Source organism: Mesorhizobium sp. WSM4820, assembly GCF_055811075.1.
This window is the reverse complement of the sequence record NZ_JBVVQN010000060.1, coordinates 1-1,471: the sequence shown is the minus strand read 5'-3', so window position 1 is coordinate 1,471 and position 1,471 is coordinate 1. Positions and strand designations below refer to the sequence as shown.

Here is a 1,471-nt window from a genome sequence, read left to right as displayed (position 1 = left end):
ACGGCATGATGGGGTGGACGGCGCCCGACGGCATCGGATGTGCCAGAGTGAGGTCGTCAGATCTCAAACAAGGGAGCCGTCCGTGGAACAGCTTATTCGCATTGGCATGGATACGTCCAAGAGTGTTTTTCAACTGCATGGTGTCGACGCTTGCGAGCGTCCTGTGTTGGTACGCAAGTTGCAGCGGCGTGCAGTAGTCCCGTTTTTCGCCAAGCTTGCGCCGGTACGGATCGGGCTAGAGGCGTGCGGCGGTTCGCATTACTGGGGGCGCACGCTGTCGGCGCTGGGCCATGAAGTGGTGCTGATTGCGCCGCAGCACGTGAGGCCGTATGTGCGGCGCGGCAAACACGACGCGGCTGACGCCGAGGCGATTTGCGAGGCAATGAGCCGGCCCAGGACCCGCTTTGTTGGAATCAAGAGCTGCGAGCAGCAGGCGGCGCAGATGCTGTTCGGGGTGCGCGAGCAGCTGGTGCGGCGGCGCACGCAGCTTTCCAACGCGATCCGCGGCTATGCCGCCGAGTTCGGGTTGGTGGCCGCGCAAGGTCTTGCCCGCATCGAGCCGCTGCTGGCCCGCGTTGCCGACGATGCGACGGTGCCGGTGTTGGCAAAGGAGCTGTTTGAGACCCTCGCCGAGGAATACCGCGCGGTATGCGCGCGATATGCTGCGATCGACAAGAAGCTGCTGGCCCATCACCATAACGACGAGACTGCAAAGCGGCTGGCAGCGATGCCCAGCGTCGGGCCGGTCGTGGCGAGCCTGCTCGCGGTCAAGGTCACCGATGCGGCAGCGTTCGGATCGGGACGCGACTTCGCGGCATGGCTGGGGCTGACGCCGAAGAACCATTCGACTGCCGGCAAGAACCGGCTCGGGGTGATTACGCGAGCCGGCGACGAGATGCTGCGACAGGCTCTGGTGGTGGGCGCGACGGCCCATATCCAGCAGGTGTGTCGCGGCCGCACGAAGGGCTCGCCGTGGCTGGCGGCGCTGCTTGCGCGCAAGCCGCCGAAGCTGGCGGCGGTGGCGCTGGCCAACAAGACCGCGCGTACTGCCTGGAAGATGATGATCACCGGCGAGTCATACCGTTGCGGCCTGGCGGGCGGGGTGGCGCCTTCCTCGCCGCCGTCAAGGCCGCTTCGCGCCGCCTGCGGCGGTGACCTGCGGCCAGCCTTGACCGCGGCTCAGCGCGGCGCCGACATGCCCGCATAGGCCGCAACGGAGAAACACCAACACAAGCTCTTGCAACGGAAGGAAGATGGGCGTGATCGATCGATCTGTGGCGCGCGAAACTCCGAGGGATCCATTGGCCAACGGAAACCGCTGGCATGACTGGAACGGGCGTCGCGAACCCCACCTTGGCCAGCGGCCGCAAGGACCGCATTCAAAGGCCGGACATATGGACGCAAGCGATCGAAAACACCCTAGAACGACCGTTGCAGGCAAGGCGCCGTCCACATATGGATCCCAGGGTCT

General features: G+C 65.5%; 1 pseudogene. It reads left to right on the top strand.

The features are described from left to right. Positions 1–82: 82 nt before the first annotated feature. Positions 83–1,087 (top strand): annotated as a pseudogene (locus AC0L2R_RS33685) (IS110 family RNA-guided transposase); the annotation flags it as partial. Positions 1,088–1,471 lie beyond the last annotated feature (384 nt).